Raw genomic sequence first — 17,150 nt, forward strand, 5'->3', positions numbered from 1 at the left:
GGCGAGGGTCTCCGGATCGACGTCACAGACAGGTAGTTGCGCAGTGTAACCGATGGTTGCAGGGCTAGGTTACCTGTGAGTAGTGTCGTGAGCCACAACACAGGTACGGCTCCTGCCCCCGGAGGATCATCGCCGTGGGTGCGCCGTCCGACCGTGAGGGAGACCCATGTCCATTCGCACACGACTCGCCAGATTGCCGTCAATCGGCGCAGCGTCGGCTGTCGGCGCACTGATGATCGGGAGCCTGGTCGCCACAGCGGCACCAGCCAGCGCCGTCCCGGTCACCTTGCCGATCAGCGGCACGACCACGGTGGCCAAGCAGAACGCCACGCTCGAGATCCCCGAAGGCGCCAAGCTGACCGGTGACTTCGACTTCGGACCGCCGATCTCGGTGGTCGGCGACCTGTCCATCCCGACGATCGACGCCCACATCCGTCTGCTGGGTATCCCCGGCCTCGGTGACACGACCTCGACGGTCAAGATCGTGCAGACCCGCAATGCCGCGGCGACCGTCGGCAACGATGGCATCGTCGTCGTCGACGTGGCGTTCCGCCTCGAGGTCCCGCGGGTGTCGTCCGATCTCCTGCCGTTCCTGAACATCGTGCGCAGCGGCTGCCGTACCGGCGAGGTCACGACCACGCTCCGGTCGACCGAGCCGTTCTCGCTGACCGAGCCGGCGAACCTTGTCGGCGAGTTCACGATCCCCGGCTTCCAGGGCTGCGGGTTCAAGGTCGGTCCCACGAGTGGGCGCGACTTCCTCCTCACGCAGCTGCTCTCGGGCAGCGGCAACCAGATGTCGCTCAAGGCAGGTCCGATCCAGTTCTGAGCGCTGAGACCGGGTGCCGGTCGTGTGACTGGGAGGGATTGCGCGATCGGCGCCCGCCAGACCCGCTGGGTCCGGTGTTCGGGAGGGACGGCACCGGACCCAGCGGCTTGCTCGGGGGATGCCCAGGCACGGAGAGCCTTGCCTTACCCTGGCCCCGCTGAGTCTTGCCTAATGCCGGGACCGGCGCTCTAGCCTGAGGTTCTAGGCCATCGCACAGGGGGTAGGGCATGACCGTCACGGAACTTCCCGAGGTCGGCGAGTGCGTAGTCGCCGGCTGTTCGTACAACCACGAGCACGCATGCCACGCCGGAGCGATCACGATCGCCGGCTCGACCAACGACGCCGCGTGCGGCACCTTCATCGACCTGGGGCCCAGCGGTGGCCTCGCCAAGGTGGTGGCGCGCGTCGGTGCGTGCCACCGTTCGGACTGTGTCCACAACTCCGAGCTTGAGTGCACCGCCGACGCGATCCGGGTCGGACCCGGCAAGGACAAGGCAGACTGCCTCACCTACCAGATGCGGATCTGACCCGTCCCCGCGCGACGCAGGCACGCGGACGGCCCGGAGGCCGGGATGAATGCCCCGGCCCCCGGGCCGTCGGCTGCCCTCCGTGAGATCGCGTACCTCCTCGAACGCGCCCGGGCCGAGCCCCGCCGGCCCATGGCGTACCGGAAGGCGGCCGACGTCTATGACGATCTCGGGGACGCCGACCTCGACCGGCTGGCTGCACGCGACACCTGGACGGAGCTCAGCGGGATCGGGGCCAAGACTTCAGCGGTGATCGCGCAGGCCCGGGCCGGGAAGGTCCCCGACACCCTCGCCAGGCTCCGTACGGACGCCGCACCGATCCCCGGCGACGACACACCGCTGCGGCAGGCGCTGCGTGGCGACCTCCACACGCACTCCACCTGGTCCGACGGCGGGGCCTCGATCGACGAGATGATGAGGACTGCCAAGTCGCTCGGCCACGAGTACTGCGCGCTGACCGACCACTCGCCGCGGTTGACCGTCGCACGGGGGCTGTCGCCGGATCGCCTGCGTGAGCAGCTCGACGTGGTTGCTGCTCTCAACGACGAGCTCGCACCCTTTCGGATCCTCACCGGCATCGAGGTCGACATCCTCGACGACGGAAGCCTCGACCAGGAGCCTGAGCTTCTCGAGCGGCTCGACGTGGTGGTGGCGAGCATCCACTCGCGCCTGCGCGACGAGGCCGACACGATGACGCGCCGGATGGTCGCCGCCGTCGCCAACCCGCACACGGACGTGCTCGGCCATGTCACCGGGCGGCTGGTCGAGGGCGGCCGAGGAACGCGGCCTGAGTCGGCGTTCCACGCGGAGATGGTCTTCGAGGCGTGCAAGCAGTTCGACACGGCGGTCGAGATCAACAGCCGACCCGAGCGCCGTGACCCCCCGAGCCGGCTGATCGAGGTGGCACTCGAACGCGGATGCCTGTTCTCGATCGACACCGACGCCCATGCGCCGGGGCAGCTGGCGTGGCAGGGGTTGGCGTGCGCGCGGGCCGAGGCCGCGGGCGTCACGGCCGAGCGCGTCGTCGACACCTGGCCGCTCGATGATCTGCTCGCGTGGTCGAAGCGCTGACGCGGGCACGGCTCAGAGCAGCACGCCCGGGTTGAGGATCCCGGCCGGATCGAGGGTGTGCTTGGCGGCGGTGAGCGCGGCGGCGAACGGCGCAGGGCGCTGCTGCGCGGCGTACGGCCTGTGGTCGCGACCGACCGCGTGGTGGTGCGTGATCGTGCCGCCGTTGCCAAGGATCGCCTCAGACACCGCGGTCTTGATGGCGTCCCACTGCTCGACGATGCTCGCCCAGCGGCCGGGTGCGTAGACGCCGTAGTACGGAGCCGGGCCGTCGGGATAGACGTGGGTGAACCGGCAGGTGACGACACCGATGCCGCAGACCTCGCGGATCGCCTCGGTCGCCGCGGCCGTGATCGCGGCGTGCAGCGCGGGGAAGCGGTCCCACGTCGTCGCCGTTTCGAACGTCTCGGCGATGACCGAGCGCTGGGCCAGGGCGTCGCGCTGGTACGGCATGCGGAGGAACGACGAGCGCCACGTGGACGCCGCGGCGTCCCGCGCCGTGTCGGCGCCGCGGTCCGCATCCTCGGGCAGCGTCCCGCCGTGGTCGAGGCACAGCTCGACCGCCCGTGCGAGGGCGGCGTCGACAGGATGGTCGGCCGACTCGAAGCCGAGCACGAGCACGCCGCCGCCGACCGCTGCACCGGCGTTGAGGAACGCCTCGCCGGCATCGAGGAGACGGCAATTCGCCGGGTGGAGCCCGGACTGGGCAACGGCACGTGTCGCGTCGACGGCACCGTCCCAGTCCGCGAAGTGCACCGACGCTCCGGCGCGCCAGCGAGGCCGGTCCTGGAGCCGCATCCAGGCCTCGGTGATCACGCCGAGCGTCCCCTCCGACCCGAGGAACATCCGGTCGGGGGACGGGCCGGCGCCCGAGCCGGGGAGGCGACGCGACTCGCCCACCCCGTACGGGGAGACGACACGCATCGACTCCGTCAGGTCGTCGATGTGGGTGGCGAGCGTGGCGAAGTGCCCGCCCGCCCTCGTCGCGAGCCAGCCGCCCAGCGTCGAGAACGCGAACGACTGCGGGAAGTGCCTCAGCGTGAGGCCGTACGGGCGCAGCTGGTCCTCGAGATGCGGTCCGAGGACGCCCGCCTGGATCCGCGCCGCGCGACTGGTGCGGTCGACCTCGAGGACCTGGTCCATCGCGGTCACGTCGAGCGACACCGCTCCGGCGTAGTCGCCGTCGAGACGCGGCTCGACGCCGCCGACGACCGAGGTGCCGCCGCCGTACGGAATGACCGCGACGTTCGCGGACGAGGCCCAGTCGAGCACGTCGACGACGTCGCGCTCGGTGTGTGGGCGTACAACGAGGTCGGGCGCGTGGGCGAGGTCGCCGCGCAGGTTGCGCACGACGTCACGGAACGCCTTGCCGTGGGTGTGCGCCGCGCGGTCGACCGTGTCGGTGCTGCACAAGGCGCTGAGCGAGGCAGGTGGCTCGACCCTGATCGCCGGCAGGTCGTCGGCCGTGAGCGTGGGCGCGAGGTGCGGGGTGGGGTCGGCGTCAGGGAGAAGGCGCGCGATCCGCCGGACCAGCGCCTCGGTCTCGCGGGCGTCGAGCGCCTCCTCCTGCATGCCCCAGCCCCACCACGACCGCGTACCCGGCGTCTGTGTCATGGGTGCCGACTCTAGCCCCTGAAACGACCCGCCGGAGGGCGTAGCGTGAAGGCATGTGCCGCAACATCAGGACCCTTCACAACTTTGAGCCGCACGCGACCGACGAAGAGATCGAGGCGGCAGCCCTCCAGTACGTGCGCAAGGTCAGCGGGATGACCAAGCCGTCCCAGGCCAACGCCGAGGCGTTCGACCGTGCCGTGCACGAGATCGCCCATCTCACCCAGCACCTGCTCGACGACCTGGTTGCCAACGCGCCGCCCAAGGACCGCGAGGTCGAGGCCGAGAAGGCCAAGGCGCGCGCGGCGAAGCGCTACGCCTCGATGGCCGGCTGAGCGCTCACAGCTGGCGCCGCAGGAACCGTACGGTCTCGCGCATCGACGCGGGCCACTGCGGACCGAACGTGTGGCCCTCACCCTCGTACCAGACGAGCCGGACGTCCTTGCCCGCCTCCTCGAACGCCGCCGCCGTCCGCCGGGCCCATCGCGGGGGGCAGGTGTCGTCGACGGTGCCGTGGAGCATGAGCAGCGGCTCGGTCGCGCGGCCGACGTACGTCCGAGGTGAGGCCTGCGCCCAGAGCTCCGGGTTGTCCTCGGGCGACCCGTGGGCGCGGACGATCGACTGGGCGACCTCGGGCCGGTCGTTCTCGATCCACCGCTCGTAGTTGTCGACCGTGCTGCTGCTGACCGACGCGAACACGACGCCCCCGTCGACCAGCCCGGGCTGCGTCACGAGCACGTTCTGGACGACGCCGCCGCCCATCGACCGCCCGACGAGCCCGACGCGGTCGCCGTCGAGGCGCGGGTCGTCGGAGCGACGCACGGCGAGGACGGCGTTGATCACGTCCTCGGTGTAGCCCAGCCGCAGGTCGCGCTCGGCCTCCGGGTCGTCGTCGGAGCCGGCGTGGTTGCGGTAGTCCACGTGCAGCACCGCGAATCCTTCACGCGCCAGGTAGTCCTGCTCGCGCATCATCCCGCGCCCGGTCGTGTAGATCGCGGGGTCGATGTAGCCGTGGGCCAGGATCGCCACCGGGAACGGGCCCTTGCCGCGAGGGACGTTGAGGATGCCGGAGATCCGCAGGTCGCCGCTGCGGTAGGTGACGGCGTGGCGGACGTACGCGTCTGTGCGGGCGAGCATGCGGCGCAGGCGCAGGGCACGGCCGTCGTACTCCTTGGCCATCAGGGCGGGGAGGGAGACGGGACTGGTTGCGGTCGGCATCGGTGTCGTCGGGGAGGTCGTGGTCGGCGGGCTGGTCGCGGGCGGCGTGGTCGGTGACGAGGTGCCCGCCGACGTCGCGGGGGACTGGTCCGCCTCGTTGTCCGTACGCTCCGCGGTGCAGGCCGCGGTCGCCGTCAGGGCGAGCGCGGCGACGACCGTCCGTACGGGCGTGATCCGCATGGCTCCAGTGTGCCTCGTGCGACTCTGGAGGGGTACGGAGAGCAGTGTTGGGGTGGGCAGTCATGGCGCAGGTCGAGGTCGAGGGACTACGGATCGCCTACGAGAGGGTGGGTCGTGGGCCGGAGCTGGTCCTGACGCAGGGGTTCGTCGGCGACGGCCGCTCGACCTGGGGCAGGCAGGCCGACGCCCTCGCCGACGAGTGCACGGTGATCCTCTGGGACGCCCCCGGCGCGGGCCGGTCGTCGGACCCGCCGGAGTGGTTCCGCATCACCGACTACGCCGACTGCCTGGCCGCGTTCCTCCGGGTGCTCGGCATCGAGCGAGCGCATCTCGGCGGGATCTCGTTCGGCGCGATCCTCGAGCTGTCGGCCTTCCAGCGCCACCCAGGCATCGTGCGGTCGCTCGTGATGGCCGGTGGGTACGCAGGATGGACGGGATCGCTGCCGGCGGAGGAGGTCGAGGCGAGGCTGCGCACGTGTCTGGAGCTCGCGGAGCGTTCTCCGGAGGACTTCGCTGACGCGATGACGGGGTCGATGTTCTCCCGATCCGCGCCTCCGGACGCCGTCGCGGAGTTCACCGCGAGCGTGCGGGCGTTCAGCCCTGACGGGTTCAGGGCGATGTCGCTGGCATCGGCCGAGGCGGACCTGCGTGACGTGCTGCCGCGGGTCGACGTCCCGACGCTGCTGCTGCACGGGGAGCAGGACGTCCGAGCTCCACGCGCCGTTGCGGACGCCCTGCATGCAGGGATCCCCGGCTCGCAGCTGGTCGTGCTGCCGGGGGTCGGGCACGTGAGCATGGTCGAGGCCCCGGACGCCGTCACCCACGAGATCCGGAGGTTCCTCCGGAGCCTGGATGACCGTGGCGTGCGAGGCCCCGAGCGTTAGGCGTTCAGCAGCGGGGTGTCAGCTCGTCGCGTACGAGACGCCCGTGGAGTGGTTCGGGCAGTAGCCGAACGGGTTCTTCACGAGGTACTGCTGGTGGTAGTCCTCGGCGTACCAGTAGTCGCCGAGCGGAGCGATCGCCGTGGTGATCTCGCCGTAGCCGCGGGCGCTCATCCGCTTCTGGTATGCGGCGCGCGACGCCTCGGCCTGCTCCTGCTGCTGCGGCGTCGTCGTGAAGATCACCGACCGGTACTGGGTGCCACGGTCGTTGCCCTGGCGCATGCCCTGGGTCGGGTCGTGGTTCTCCCAGAAGACCTTGAGCAGGTCGTCGTACGAGACCTTGGCGGGGTCGTAGATCACGCGGACCACCTCGGCATGGCCGGTGCGCCCGCTGCACACCTCCTCGTACGTGGGGTTCTGGGTGAAGCCGCCCGCGTAGCCGACCGACGTCGACCACACGCCGGGCACCTGCCAGAACGTCTGCTCCTCACCCCAGAAGCAGCCCAGCCCGAACACCGCGACCTCGAAGCCCTCGGGCGGATCGGTGACGATCGGCGTCCCCAGCACGAGGTGCTGGTCACCGACGGTGAAGGGGCGGGTCTCGCGACCGGGCAGCGCCTGGTCGGCGGAGATGAGGTGCGTCTTGAACGAGAACATCAGATTCCTCCTCGGGTCCGCCACGTACAACCATGGCGCCCCTGTCGGTGTTCCCGGCGAAAGCTGGGGAAAGTCGTGGCGCGCCACACCCGCACCACAGTATAATCGAACTCATGAGCGACAACGCGACGCACGGTTTGCTCGCGGCTCTCCTTGAGCGGGTGGGAGAGGCGGTGAGCGATGCTGCCTCGACGTTGGACGGGCTCGATGACGAGGTCGTCGCGGCAGGTGCGGGGGAGATCGTGGCTGTGGCGTTGTGCGAGGCGGTCGTCCGCATCGGCCAGGGCATGCAGGCCGACGCCATGACGGCGCTCGATCGTCGCCGGCGTGAGGTGGTCGGCTCGTCGATGACCGAGCACGACCTGTGCCGGTCGTTGTTCGCCGAGATCGCGATGGCGCGTCAGGCGTCGGCGACCGCCGGCGAGACCACCTACCGGCTCGCCCGTGACCTCGAGGACCACCCCGAGGCGCACGCGCTCCTGCGTGACGGCGAGGTCAACCAGGCGGTGGTCGCGGCCGTGTGTCGCGAGACGGTCTCTCTCGATCCGTCGACGCGTGCGGAGGTCGACCGTGAGCTCGCGCCGCAGCTGCGCGAGCTGGGGCCCAAGCGTGCCGCGGCCGCTGCGCGCCGGCTGGTCCTCGACCACGAGCCGCACGCGGCGTACGAGCGCACGGTACGGGCTCGCGAGGAACGCCACGTTCACCTGCGGCCCGAGCTGGATGCGATGGCGATGCTGTCGATCTACGCGCCCGCCGAGCAGCTGGTGGGGGTGTGGCACCGGCTCGACGCCGAGGCCTCCGCTCGTCGCAGCGACGGCGACCCGCGGACGATCGCGCAGCTTGCGTGCGATCTGGCGCTCGAGGCGCTCAGCGGCAATGGCGTGACGTCGGGCGGCGCCGCGGTGGACGTCGAGGTCGGTGTCCTGATGCGGTCCGAGACGCTGTTCGGCGCCGACGACGCTTCGGCGGTGCTGCAGGGCTACGGGCCGGTCCCGGGCGAGCTGGCGCGGGGGTTGGCGACGTCGGGGCGCTCGTGGGTACGCCGGTTCTTCACCGCTGACGACGGCCACCAGATCACCGACGTCGACCCGCGGCGGCGCCGCTTCCCCGAGGTGGTCGCGCGGATGGTGCGCGCGGCCGACGACTACTGCGCCCGCCCGTGGTGCGAGTGCCGTACCCGCGAGATCGACCACGTCACCCCGTACGCCGCGGGGGGCGCGACGACGCGAGCCAACGCCCAAGGGCTCTGCCGCTCGGACAACCTCCTCAAGCAGACCCGCCGGTGGCGCGTCGACACCGATCACGACGGCGTCCGCACGTGGACGACACCGACCGGCCACCAGTACGTCTCATCGCCCCCGCCAGGCGCCGCTCCTCCGTCGGTGCTCGAGAACCACCTGAGACGACTCCTCGAGGTCTCGCGCACCTGAGTCGTCGCGCTACGGCACGAGCACCGCCGCGCCGTCGAACCGTCCGGCCTTCAGATCCCGAAGGGCCTCGAGCGCGCGGTCGAGCGGGTACGGGTACCGTCCGCGACCACCGGCCGACGACCTCGTGACCCGGGACGACATGGTCACGATGGACCGGAAGGTCGCCTTCGGTGACGTGCAGATCCGTCCGGCACACCCCGCACGCCTCGACCTGGACCAGCAGTTCGCCGGGCAGCGGTGAGGGGACGGGGGTCTCGACACGCTCGAGCGGCGGGGCTCCACGTGGTCCGCCCACGGAGGTTCGCGCACCGTTCACATGCCCCACTTCCGGCTGACGGCCTCCGGCCACCTGCCACCGCTGCGATCGTCATATGAACCCTTTGCGCAGCATCCTCATCACCGCCCTCACCGCTGCGGTGGCGGGGCCGTTGTTCGTGTCCGCCGCACCCGCGGCGTCCGCCGACGGACACGCCACCTCGAACTCGGCGCGCCACAGACCCGCCGACCCGATCGTCATCGCGCACCGCGGCGCCTCCGGCTATCGCCCGGAGCACACGCTCGCTGCCTACGCGCTGGCGATCCGCCAGGGCGCGGACGTGATCGAGCCGGACCTCGTCATCACCCAGGACAAGGTCCTCGTCGCCCGCCACGAGAACGAGATCGGCGGCACCACCGACGTCGCCCAGCACCCGGAGTTCGCCGACCGCCGGACGACCAAGACGATCGACGGACGCGCGGTGACGGGGTGGTTCACCGAGGACCTCACGCTGGCCGAGCTCAAGACCCTGAGGGCCAAGGAGCGCCTCCCGCTCGTGCGCCCCGGCAACACCGCGTACGACGGCCGCTTCGAGGTGCCAACCTTCGAAGAGGTTCTCGACCTGGCGAAGCGCGAGAGCATCCGCCGCGGACGGGTCATCGGCGTCGCACCTGAGACCAAGCACCCCACGTACTTCCAGTCGATCGGCAAGAACCTCGAGGATCCGCTCGTCCGCACGCTGAAGCGCCGTGGGCTCGACCACCGCTGGTCGCCGGTCACCGTCCAGTCGTTCGAGACCGCGAACCTCATGACCCTCGCCAAGCGGGTGCGCGTCCCGCTCGCCCAGAACGTCAACCCGAGCGGGCGTCCGTACGACCACGTCGTCAGTGGTGACCCGACGACGTACGTGGACATGGTGACCCCAGCAGGTCTCAAGGCGATGGCAGGGTACGCCGACGTCCTCAGCGCGGAGAAGAACGTCCTCATCCCGCGCGACGCGACCGGGGCGCTGACTACCCCGACGACCGTTGTCCGCGACGCGCATCGGGCGGGGCTCGACGTCTATGCGTGGACGTTCCGCGCGGAGAACCAGTTCCTTCCCGCCGATCACCGCGACGGCACCGACCCGAACGCGCACGGCGACCTCGACGCTGAGCTGCGGACGTTCTACCGGCTCGGGCTTGACGGTGTGTTCTCCGACTTCCCTGATCTGGCGGTTGCCGCGCGTCGGCCCGCCTCCGTGAAGGCAGGCTGAGGGCGCGACCGTTACGCTCGCGGGTGTGAGTGACTTCGGATTCGAGACGCGTGCGATCCACGCAGGTCAGGAGCCTGACCCCCGCACTGGGGCGGTCGTGCCGGCCATCTACGCGACCAGCACCTACAAGCAGGACGGGGTCGGCGGGCTCCGCGAAGGCTATGAGTACTCGCGGAGCGCGAACCCTACGAGGACGGCGCTCGAGGAGTGCCTCGCCTCGCTCGAGGGAGGCGCCCGCGGGTTCGCGTTCGCGAGCGGGCTCGCCGCCGAGGACACCCTCCTGCGGGCGCTCACCAAACCCGGCGACCACGTGGTGATCCCCGATGACGCATACGGCGGGACGTACCGGCTGTTCGACAAGGTCGAGTCGCGCTGGGGCCTGCGGTACGACCCGGTGCCGATCGCCGACGTCGAGGCGGTCCGTGCGGCGGTCACGCCCGGCGAGACACGCATCGTGTGGGTCGAGACGCCGACCAACCCGCTGCTCGGGATCGCCGACATCGAGGCGCTCGCCGAGGTCGCGCACGAGGCCGGCGCGCTGCTGGTCGTCGACAACACCTTCGCCTCCTCGTACCTGCAGCAGCCTCTCGCCCACGGCGCCGACCTCGTGGTGCACTCGACGACCAAGTACGCGGGCGGCCACTCCGACGTCGTCGGCGGCGCCCTGATCGCCCGCGACGAGACGCTCGCGGAGCCGATCGCCTTCCACCAGAACTCCATGGGCGCCGTTGCGGGCCCGTTCGACTCGTGGCTCGTGCTGCGGGGGCTCAAGACCCTCGCGCTGCGGATGGAGCGTCACAGCGACAACGCCGAGCGGATCGTCGCCTTCCTGCAGAGCCGTCCGGAGGTCTCGCACGTGATCTACCCGGGCCTCGCGGAGCACCCGGGTCACGCCGTCGCCGCACGTCAGATGAAGCGGTTCGGCGGGATGGTGTCCTTCCAGATGGCCGCCGGTGAGCGGGCAGCCCTCGACGTCGTCGAGCACACCGAGCTCTTCACGCTCGCTGAATCGCTCGGCGGTGTCGAGTCGCTGATCGAGCATCCCGGCCGCATGACCCACGCTTCTGCGGCAGGCTCTCCGCTCGAGGTGCCGGCCGACCTCGTCCGCGTCAGCGTCGGCATCGAGAGTGCCGACGACCTGGTCGCCGACCTCGAGCGCGCATTCGAGCGGCTCGGCCGATGAGCGAGGACGGGGCGCCCGAGGGCGCGGCTCCCGAGGACCCGGCTCCCGGCGACGCCGCGCCTGACGAGGGAGTGACCGAGGAGGCAGCGGAGCGCGCGAGGTCGCGACGCCAGCGTCTGGACGAGCTCGTCGAGCGCATGCGCGCGACCGCACGCCGCGACCTCACGCTCCTCGACGAACGCACCGGCGTCCTCGGAGATCCCGTCCCGACCCTCAGCCCGTACGCCGCCCCGGCGCCGCCCTCCCCAGGGGACGGGACCCCGCCCAACGTCCCGTACGGGATCTCGCTGGCGGCTTCCTGGGGGTGGCGGCTCATCGTCATCGCCGCAGCGGGTCTGGGCGTGATGTGGCTGCTGGGCTACTTCTCCAGCCTCACCGTGCCGATCGCCATCGCGATCCTCGTCTCTGCCCTGGTCCGTCCGTTCGTCGACCGGATCGAGGCCCTGCACCTTCCTCGGGCGCTCGCGACGTTGATGGTGATGATCTTCGGGATCGGCGCCGTCGTCGGCATGCTCACCCTCGTCGGTCAGCAGGTCTCCACGCAGTTCGACGACCTGCGGACGAAGGTCGTCGACGGGCTGCAGGAGATCCAGGACTGGGCCCGCACCGGTCCACTCGGGCTCAGCGACGCGCAGCTCAACTCCTGGATCGACCGGGCCACCAAGACCATCGAGGAGTGGGGGAGCAGCGGGACGGGGATCGTCGACCGGGTCACCCAGCTCGGAACCACCGTGACGCACGTGCTCGCTGGGTTCTTCATCGTGCTCTTCGCGACGTACTTCTTCCTCTACCAGGGTGGGCGCATCTGGGACTGGGTCGTCCGGCTCTTCCCGCGCAACGCCCGCGAGCACGCCGACCGCTCCGGCCGGGTCGCCTGGTGGTCGCTCACCGCGTTCGTCCGCGCGACCGTGCTGGTCGCGCTCGTCGACGCCGTCGGCATCGCGCTCGTCGCGTGGCTGCTGGGGGTGCCGCTGGTGCTGGCGATCGCGACGCTGGTGTTCCTCGGCGCGTTCATCCCGATCGTCGGCGCTTTTGTCTCGGGGCTCGTCGCCGTCCTCGTCGCGCTGGTGGCTCAGGGCCCGTGGGTGGCGCTGTTCATGCTCGCCGGCGTCGTCGCCGTGCAGCAGATCGAGGCGCACATCCTGCAGCCCTTCTTGATGGGCCACCTCGTCCAGCTCCACCCGCTGGCGATCATCCTCGCGATCGCCGCCGGCGTCACCGTCGCCGGGATCGTCGGCGCGCTCCTCGCCGTGCCGATCGTCGCCTGTGTCAACGCGATCGTGCGCCACCTCGCCGAGCGTGCGGAGGCAGCCCGCGAGGCGCGAGAGGCTGGTCTCGCGCCACCGACGCCCGACTAGCTACTTCCGTACGACGAACGTCTTGTGCGCCCAGGCACTCGACCCCTTGGCGTTCACTGCGCGGACGGACACCTTGTTCTTGCCGTTGCGCAGCTTGGAGCGCTTGACGGTGTACGAGCGCTTGCCCGCGCCCGGAGCCTTCGTCACCAGCGTGCGGCTGCCCTTCTTGATGACGAGCCGGTAGCGCGTGATCGCGGCACCACCGTTCGACGCCGGGGCCTTCCACCGGATCGTGCGCTTCTTCGCCTTGCGGGCGCCAGTGACGGTGAGCGCGCGGACCTTGCCCGGCACGGTGATCCGTGGCTTCGGTGTGGCGGGTGGCTTGGGTGCCGCGGGCGGCGCGATCACCGCGCGATAGACCGACACCTTGTTCGCGACCCACTGGCCGACGGCGATCGAGTGGTCGCTCGCGACGGCTAGTCCCCGCGGCGGCGCGGTGCCGAGGCCGGTGTTCGCACCCTGGAGCGACCGCGCAGGCGCCGTGCTCGCGTCGGCCCCGGCTGCGAAGACCTGCACCGCGGGGCTGAGCTGGTTCGCGACGTAGACGAATCCGCGCCGGTCGACCTCGAGGTCCGAGGGGCCGTCCAGTCGCGTCGTCGCCCCGGTCAGCGTCCGCCGAGGCGCCGCGTTGCCGTTGGCGGTCGCGGCGTACGCCGTCACGCTGTCGCCCGAGAAGTTCGCCACGAGCAGGTCGCCCCGCGCGTCGAACGCGAGGCCGACAGGACTGTCGAGCTTGGTGAGATTTCCCTGGATCACACGGGTGGGAGTGGTCTTGTCCTTCGCGCTCGCGGCGAACACGAGGACGGCGTCCGGGGCGTGCTCGTTGGCGACGTACAGCGTGCCGCCAGGCCCGAGCTCGAGGTCGCACGGCTGTGTCAGCGCGGGCGACGTGATCGTACGGGCCGGGGCGACGTTGCCGTTGGCATCAGGGGCAAAGACCCTGATCGCGGGGCTGGCGCCACGATCGCTCACGTAGATCTGCCCCGCCGCGTCGACCGTCACCCCGCACGGCGCCCCGAGCCCCGTCGCGGAGCCCTGGATCCTCCGTGTCGGGGTCACGTCGCCGTTGCCGTTCGGGCCGTAGACGGTGACCCAGCCGACCTGGTTCGCGACGTACAGGTTGCCTGCGCCGTCCCTGGCGACCCCCATCGCCTCGCTCAGGCCCGTACGGGCGCCCGCCAGCGTGCGGAGCGGGCTGTGGTCGAGGTCGTCGGCGGCGGCGGGCGTCGCACTCGCGGCGGTCAGCGCCCCGGCGGCGAGAACGACGGCGGCGGCAGCGCCCGTCCCTCGGTGAAGTCTCTCGGTGGTTGTCGGTCCTGCTCGTGTCATCGTGGTGTCCCCCTCACCATCCTCTCGACGCTAGGTCGAGTGCGGGCCACCTCGCTGCGGCTTTCATGCTTAGGCTGGTGGCATGCCGGTCACCCTGGACGACGTGCGCGCTGCCGAGAAGCTGCTCGCCGGCGTCGCTGTCCGCACCCCCGTCGAGCCTTCGCGTGCGCTCAGTGCGCTGATCGGTCGACAGGTCGTGCTCAAGTGCGAGAACCTCCAACGCGCCGGGTCGTTCAAGATCCGCGGTGCCTACGTCCGCATCGCACGGCTCTCCGCCGAGGAGCGGGCACACGGCGTCGTCGCGGCCAGCGCCGGCAACCATGCGCAAGGTGTCGCCCTCGCCGCCTCGCTGCTCGGGACCACCGCGACCGTCTTCATGCCCGAAGGCGCGCCGTTGCCCAAGCTTGCGGCGACCCGCGAGTACGGGGCGAGGATCGAGCTCGCCGGCACGTCGGTCGAGTCCGCGCTCGTGGCGGCGCACGCCTATGCCGAGCGCGTCGGTGCCGTGCTCATCCACCCGTTCGACCATCCCGACATCGTCGCTGGACAGGGGACGCTGGGGCTCGAGGTCCTCGAGCAGGTCCCCGACGCCACGACGATTGTCATCCCGGTGGGTGGGGGTGGGCTCGTCGCGGGGGTCGCGCTCGCCGCGCGGGCGATCAACCCGAGCATCCGGGTCATCGGGGTGCAGTCCGAGCGGGTCGCGCCATACCCGCAGTCGTTGCGCGCGGGCCGACCGATGTCCGTGGACGCACAGCGCACGATGGCCGACGGCATCGCGGTGTCGCGGCCCGGCGACGTCCCGTACGAGGAGATCGCCCGCTACGTGGACCGCGTCGTCACCGTCACCGAGGAGTCGCTCAGCCAGGCGCTCCTCATGCTCCTTGAGCGCGCCAAGCTCGTCGTGGAGCCGGCAGGTGCCGCCGGCGTCGCCGCGCTGCTGGAGCATCCCGACGTCTTCGCCGACGACCCCGGTCCCGTCGTCAGCGTCCTCAGCGGCGGCAACATCGATCCGCTGCTCCTCATGAACGTCGTCCGCCACGGCCTGGCGGCAGCCGGCCGCTTCCTGTCTTTCCGGGTCCGGATCTCCGACCGCCCGGGTTCCCTCGACGAGCTCCTGAGGATCCTCGCCGAGATGCAGGTCAGCGTCCTCGACGTCGTCCATGAGCGCACCGGCTCGACCCTCGCCATCGACGAGGTCGAGGTGACGCTGAGCGTGGAGACACGCGGTCCGGAGCACCGGTTCGCGGTGGAGCAGATGCTGCGCGACCACGGGTACGTCATCACCTACACGTGACGTCCCGGACATGCCAGCGCCCGCCGCCCCGGAGGGCGACGGGCACAGGTCTCGACAGGCTCGACCAACGGCGGCGTTGGCTCGACCAACAGCGCCTTGTCAGGCGACGTACGGCTTGGCGTCGACGATCTTGACGGTCACGTCGCGCCCGTTGGGTGCGGCGTACGTGGCGGTGTCACCGGCCTTCTTGCCGTTGATCGCGGCGCCCAGCGGCGACTGCGGGGAGTAGACCTCGATGTCGACCGACGCGTCCAGGCCGAGCATCTCGCGCGAGCCGAGCAAGAAAGTCTCGGTGTCGTCGTCGCCGGCGAACATGATGGTCACGACCATCCCGGGCTCGACCAGCCCGTCGTCGGCGGGCTGCTCGCCCACCTCGGCGCGGCGCAGCATGTCCTCGAGCTGGCGGATGCGGGCCTCGGACTTGCCCTGCTCCTCGCGAGCGGCGTGGTAGCCCCCGTTCTCACGGAGGTCGCCCTCGTCGCGCGCCTCGGCGATCTTGGTGGCGATCTCCGCACGAGCAGGTCCGCGAAGATGGTCCAGCTCGGCCCGCAGACGGTCGTACGCCTCCTGGGTCAGCCAGATCGTGTTCTCTTCGTTGCTCGTCGTCATGGGGATAGCTCCTCGGATGTAACAAACCCCAGACATCACGCCTGGGGCCGGAAACCACGAGCCTAGCAATTCTGCGGCCCTGGGCCAAGGCGTGACGTGCCTCAGGAGGTGAGGCGGCACTCCTGGATGACGACGGTGACGGCACGCCGCTCCGTGCTGACCACGTCGGTGGTGGCGGTGTTGCCGGTCGTGGTACGGGGGATCGTGATCGTCTTCTCGCCGACGTACGACTTGTCCTGCGCCTGGGCGGCGACGTCGCACTCGGCCGGCTTGCCCGAGGAGTGGAACACCCGGAGGGTCACCGACGTCTCGTGGTCGGAGAGCACGTCGAAGGCCACCACGTCGGCCTGGAAGCTGTCCTCGGTCTGGTACTGCGCGACGAACCATGCCGCGATCACGCCGAGCGTGACGCCGACGACGGCGATCACCATCCACGTCCGGCGACTCAGACCCTTGCTGCGACGTCCGTACCGGCTGGCGGTCAGGTCGGGCTGGGTGGTGGGCATGACACCATTGTGACCGAGTGGACCACGCGATCGACCGGAGGAGTCCTGCTGTGGCGGAGAAGCTGCGCCTGATGCACGTGCACGCGCATCCCGACGACGAGTCGAGCAAAGGCGCCGCATCGACGGCGAAGTACGTCGCACAGGGGGTCGACGTCCACGTCGCGACTTGTACGGGGGGTGAGCGCGGGTCGATCCTCAACCCGAGCTTCGACCACCCCGGGATCATCGACAACCCCGAGCTGATCGGTGAGATCCGGCGCGAGGAGATGGACCGCGCCCGCGAGATCCTCGGGATCAAGCAGGACTGGCTCGGGTTCGTCGACTCGGGCTGGCCCGAGGGCGATCCGCCGCCGCCGCTGCCCGAGGGCTGCTTCGCGCTGGTCCCGGTCGAGGAGGCCGCGAAGCCGCTGATCGCGCTGATGCGCTCGTTCCGCCCGCACGTCGTCACCACGTACGACGAGAACGGCGGCTACCCTCACCCCGACCACATCATGTGCCACAAGGTCAGCGTCTACGCGTTCGAGAAGGCCGGTGATCCGGACGCGTACCCGGAGCTCGGCGAGCCGTGGCAGCCCCAGAAGCTCTATTACCACCGCGGCTTCACGCGGGTGCGTGCCGAGGCCGTCGATAGCGCGCTGGTACGGCACGGTCTCGAGCCGATCTACGCGGAGCGCATGAAGGACTGGAAGGTCGACCCCGCCGAGGAGGAGGCCATGCTCACCACGCGGGTGCCGTGCGCCGACTACTTCGGCGTCGCCGACGACGCCCTGCGCGCCCACGCGACCCAGATCGACCCCGACGGGCACTGGTTCGCCGTTCCGCTGGAGGTGCGCGCCGAGGCCTGGCCCACCGAGGACTACCAGCTGGTGCGCTCGTTCGTCGAGACCACGACCCCCGAGGACGACCTGTTCGCCGGACTGCGCTGACCGGGCGGCGGCCAGGCGGGCGTACGCTGGTGA

At 70.7% G+C, this 17,150-nt stretch carries 17 protein-coding genes and 1 pseudogene; 11 read left to right on the forward strand and 7 right to left on the reverse strand.

Translation table 11 applies throughout. The annotated features are described in order from the left end of the window. Positions 1 to 166: 166 nt before the first annotated feature. The 3 genes from ACFSDF_RS09455 to ACFSDF_RS09465 all read left to right on the forward strand — a co-directional run bounded on the left by ACFSDF_RS09455 (position 167) and on the right by ACFSDF_RS09465 (position 2,424). Positions 167 to 826, forward strand: a complete 660-nt coding sequence (locus ACFSDF_RS09455) for a hypothetical protein (protein ID WP_377157249.1) — start codon at positions 167 to 169, stop codon at positions 824 to 826. Positions 827 to 1,053: 227 nt separating this feature from the next. After that, positions 1,054 to 1,353, forward strand: coding sequence for a DUF1540 domain-containing protein (locus tag ACFSDF_RS09460; protein ID WP_167001770.1), 300 nt, complete (start codon positions 1,054 to 1,056; stop codon positions 1,351 to 1,353). Between the two features lie 45 nt (positions 1,354 to 1,398). Next, positions 1,399 to 2,424, forward strand: coding sequence for a PHP domain-containing protein (locus ACFSDF_RS09465; RefSeq protein ID WP_167001771.1), 1,026 nt, complete (start codon positions 1,399 to 1,401; stop codon positions 2,422 to 2,424). Between the two features lie 12 nt (positions 2,425 to 2,436). Here ACFSDF_RS09465 and ACFSDF_RS09470 read toward each other — a convergent pair whose 3' ends face one another. Beyond that, entirely contained in the window at positions 2,437 to 4,035 is a 1,599-nt protein-coding gene (locus ACFSDF_RS09470) for an FAD-binding oxidoreductase (RefSeq protein ID WP_377157251.1), read from the reverse strand. A 53-nt stretch (positions 4,036 to 4,088) separates the two neighbouring features. On the opposite strand from ACFSDF_RS09470, the gene ACFSDF_RS09475 reads away from it, so the two are divergent. Beyond that, entirely contained in the window at positions 4,089 to 4,367 is a 279-nt protein-coding gene (locus ACFSDF_RS09475; protein ID WP_167001775.1) for a DUF2277 domain-containing protein, read from the forward strand. Positions 4,368 to 4,371: 4 nt separating this feature from the next. Here the strand turns inward: ACFSDF_RS09475 and ACFSDF_RS09480 are convergent, their stop codons facing one another. Continuing rightward, positions 4,372 to 5,430 carry an alpha/beta hydrolase family protein gene (locus tag ACFSDF_RS09480; protein ID WP_377157253.1) on the reverse strand — a complete coding sequence of 353 codons (1,059 nt, stop codon included), beginning with the start codon at positions 5,428 to 5,430 and terminating at the stop codon, positions 4,372 to 4,374. Positions 5,431 to 5,492: 62 nt separating this feature from the next. Here ACFSDF_RS09480 and ACFSDF_RS09485 point away from each other — a divergent pair, with 62 nt between their 5' ends. Then, positions 5,493 to 6,314, forward strand: a complete 822-nt coding sequence (locus ACFSDF_RS09485) for an alpha/beta fold hydrolase (protein WP_167001777.1) — start codon at positions 5,493 to 5,495, stop codon at positions 6,312 to 6,314. An 18-nt stretch (positions 6,315 to 6,332) separates the two neighbouring features. Here the strand turns inward: ACFSDF_RS09485 and msrA are convergent, their stop codons facing one another. Then, positions 6,333 to 6,968: a peptide-methionine (S)-S-oxide reductase MsrA gene (gene msrA / locus ACFSDF_RS09490; RefSeq protein ID WP_167001779.1), complete on the reverse strand. Its 636-nt coding sequence runs from the start codon at positions 6,966 to 6,968 to the stop codon at positions 6,333 to 6,335. A gap of 113 nt (positions 6,969 to 7,081) precedes the next feature. Here msrA and ACFSDF_RS09495 point away from each other — a divergent pair, with 113 nt between their 5' ends. Next, positions 7,082 to 8,398 (forward strand): HNH endonuclease signature motif containing protein, encoded by a 1,317-nt coding sequence (locus ACFSDF_RS09495; RefSeq protein WP_377157255.1) that lies wholly within the window; start codon positions 7,082 to 7,084, stop codon positions 8,396 to 8,398. A gap of 166 nt (positions 8,399 to 8,564) precedes the next feature. On the opposite strand, the pseudogene ACFSDF_RS09500 reads toward ACFSDF_RS09495, so the two are convergent. After that, positions 8,565 to 8,747, reverse strand: a pseudogene (locus tag ACFSDF_RS09500) (hypothetical protein); the annotation flags it as partial. 22 nt (positions 8,748 to 8,769) lie between these two features. Here ACFSDF_RS09500 and ACFSDF_RS09505 point away from each other — a divergent pair. Genes ACFSDF_RS09505 through ACFSDF_RS09515 form a run of 3 tightly spaced genes read left to right on the forward strand, consistent with a single transcriptional unit; the run spans position 8,770 to position 12,450 of the window. Then, positions 8,770 to 9,909 carry a glycerophosphodiester phosphodiesterase gene (locus ACFSDF_RS09505; RefSeq protein ID WP_377157257.1) on the forward strand — a complete coding sequence of 380 codons (1,140 nt, stop codon included), beginning with the start codon at positions 8,770 to 8,772 and terminating at the stop codon, positions 9,907 to 9,909. 25 nt (positions 9,910 to 9,934) lie between these two features. Then, complete coding sequence (locus tag ACFSDF_RS09510; protein ID WP_167001787.1) at positions 9,935 to 11,092, forward strand: cystathionine gamma-synthase; 1,158 nt, start codon at positions 9,935 to 9,937, stop codon at positions 11,090 to 11,092. Continuing rightward, positions 11,089 to 12,450, forward strand: coding sequence for an AI-2E family transporter (locus ACFSDF_RS09515; protein ID WP_377157259.1), 1,362 nt, complete (start codon positions 11,089 to 11,091; stop codon positions 12,448 to 12,450). The genes ACFSDF_RS09510 and ACFSDF_RS09515 overlap by 4 nt, the downstream gene beginning before the upstream one ends. Here the strand turns inward: ACFSDF_RS09515 and ACFSDF_RS09520 are convergent, their stop codons facing one another. Next, a complete protein-coding gene (locus tag ACFSDF_RS09520) occupies positions 12,451 to 13,779 on the reverse strand; it encodes a hypothetical protein (RefSeq protein ID WP_377157261.1) in 1,329 nt (442 codons plus the stop codon). Between the two features lie 82 nt (positions 13,780 to 13,861). Here ACFSDF_RS09520 and ilvA point away from each other — a divergent pair, with 82 nt between their 5' ends. Continuing rightward, entirely contained in the window at positions 13,862 to 15,076 is a 1,215-nt protein-coding gene (gene ilvA, locus ACFSDF_RS09525; protein ID WP_377157263.1) for a threonine ammonia-lyase, read from the forward strand. Between the two features lie 99 nt (positions 15,077 to 15,175). On the opposite strand, the gene greA is transcribed toward ilvA, so the two are convergent. Both greA and ACFSDF_RS09535 read right to left on the reverse strand, forming a co-directional pair. Next, positions 15,176 to 15,685 (reverse strand): transcription elongation factor GreA, encoded by a 510-nt coding sequence (gene greA / locus ACFSDF_RS09530; RefSeq protein WP_167001793.1) that lies wholly within the window; start codon positions 15,683 to 15,685, stop codon positions 15,176 to 15,178. A 101-nt stretch (positions 15,686 to 15,786) separates the two neighbouring features. Then, on the reverse strand, positions 15,787 to 16,191 hold the full coding sequence (locus ACFSDF_RS09535) for a DUF4307 domain-containing protein (protein ID WP_377157265.1): 405 nt from the start codon (positions 16,189 to 16,191) through the stop codon (positions 15,787 to 15,789). A 71-nt stretch (positions 16,192 to 16,262) separates the two neighbouring features. Between ACFSDF_RS09535 and mca the strand changes: the two genes are divergently transcribed. After that, a complete protein-coding gene (gene mca / locus ACFSDF_RS09540; RefSeq protein WP_377159038.1) occupies positions 16,263 to 17,117 on the forward strand; it encodes a mycothiol conjugate amidase Mca in 855 nt (284 codons plus the stop codon). The last annotated feature ends 33 nt before the right edge of the window (positions 17,118 to 17,150 follow it).

The organism is Mumia zhuanghuii, assembly GCF_042681565.1.
Lineage (GTDB): Bacteria > Actinomycetota > Actinomycetes > Propionibacteriales > Nocardioidaceae > Mumia.

Coding starts and splice junctions, on each gene's coding strand:
- ACFSDF_RS09455 (WP_377157249.1), top strand. CDS start 167: ATGTCCATTCGCACACGACTCGCCAGATTGCCGTCAATCGGCGCAGCG.
- ACFSDF_RS09460 (WP_167001770.1), top strand. CDS start 1,054: ATGACCGTCACGGAACTTCCCGAGGTCGGCGAGTGCGTAGTCGCCGGC.
- ACFSDF_RS09465 (WP_167001771.1), top strand. CDS start 1,399: ATGAATGCCCCGGCCCCCGGGCCGTCGGCTGCCCTCCGTGAGATCGCG.
- ACFSDF_RS09470 (WP_377157251.1), bottom strand. CDS start 4,035: ATGACACAGACGCCGGGTACGCGGTCGTGGTGGGGCTGGGGCATGCAG.
- ACFSDF_RS09475 (WP_167001775.1), top strand. CDS start 4,089: ATGTGCCGCAACATCAGGACCCTTCACAACTTTGAGCCGCACGCGACC.
- ACFSDF_RS09480 (WP_377157253.1), bottom strand. CDS start 5,430: ATGCGGATCACGCCCGTACGGACGGTCGTCGCCGCGCTCGCCCTGACG.
- ACFSDF_RS09485 (WP_167001777.1), top strand. CDS start 5,493: ATGGCGCAGGTCGAGGTCGAGGGACTACGGATCGCCTACGAGAGGGTG.
- msrA (WP_167001779.1), bottom strand. CDS start 6,968: ATGTTCTCGTTCAAGACGCACCTCATCTCCGCCGACCAGGCGCTGCCC.
- ACFSDF_RS09495 (WP_377157255.1), top strand. CDS start 7,082: ATGAGCGACAACGCGACGCACGGTTTGCTCGCGGCTCTCCTTGAGCGG.
- ACFSDF_RS09505 (WP_377157257.1), top strand. CDS start 8,770: ATGAACCCTTTGCGCAGCATCCTCATCACCGCCCTCACCGCTGCGGTG.
- ACFSDF_RS09515 (WP_377157259.1), top strand. CDS start 11,089: ATGAGCGAGGACGGGGCGCCCGAGGGCGCGGCTCCCGAGGACCCGGCT.
- ACFSDF_RS09520 (WP_377157261.1), bottom strand. CDS start 13,779: ATGACACGAGCAGGACCGACAACCACCGAGAGACTTCACCGAGGGACG.
- ilvA (WP_377157263.1), top strand. CDS start 13,862: ATGCCGGTCACCCTGGACGACGTGCGCGCTGCCGAGAAGCTGCTCGCC.
- greA (WP_167001793.1), bottom strand. CDS start 15,685: ATGACGACGAGCAACGAAGAGAACACGATCTGGCTGACCCAGGAGGCG.
- ACFSDF_RS09535 (WP_377157265.1), bottom strand. CDS start 16,191: ATGCCCACCACCCAGCCCGACCTGACCGCCAGCCGGTACGGACGTCGC.
- mca (WP_377159038.1), top strand. CDS start 16,263: ATGCACGTGCACGCGCATCCCGACGACGAGTCGAGCAAAGGCGCCGCA.